This is a genomic window from Roseovarius sp. D22-M7 (genome assembly GCF_037083785.1).
Classification (GTDB): Bacteria; Pseudomonadota; Alphaproteobacteria; order Rhodobacterales; family Rhodobacteraceae; genus Roseovarius.
This window is the reverse complement of the sequence record NZ_JBAPKY010000233.1, coordinates 1-520: the sequence shown is the minus strand read 5'-3', so window position 1 is coordinate 520 and position 520 is coordinate 1. Positions and strand designations below refer to the sequence as shown.

The following is a 520-nucleotide window of genomic DNA, read 5'->3' as shown; positions in this document are numbered from 1 at the left end:
TGTGTGCACATCGGCGATCGGGAAAGCGACATCTTTGAGCTCTACTGCCTGGCCGAGGAACTCGGGACCGGGTTCCTCGTCCGCAGTTGCGTCGACCGCCTGGCAGAAGATGGCGGCACGACGATTGCCAGGGTGATGGCAGGAGTGCAGTCGAGCGGCACCCACGAGGTCCGGTTTCGCGATGCGCACGGTAATGACCATTGCGCCGTGCTATCGGTCCGGCACGCGACGATGACGGTCCGCCCGCCGATCGGAAAGCAGCGGAAATACCGGCATCAGGAGCTCCAGATCATCCATGCCGAGGAGCTCGATCCGCCGGAAGGTCGGGCGCCCGTCTTCTGGAAGCTGATCACGAATTTGCCGGTGGCCACCCATGCGGAGGCCGTGCACAAGCTCGAATGGTATGCCCTGCGCTGGAAGATCGAGACCTTCTTCCGAACCTTGAAGACCGGTTGCCGGATCGAGGAGTTGCGCCTCGCTACCGCCGACCGCCTGGCAAACTGCATCGCGCTCTGCTGCG

At 63.5% G+C, this 520-nt stretch carries 1 protein-coding gene; it reads left to right on the top strand.

The genetic code is table 11. The features are described 5' to 3' along the window. On the top strand, positions 1–520 hold a 520-nt coding region (locus V8324_RS22305), incomplete at both ends, for a transposase (RefSeq protein WP_336422051.1).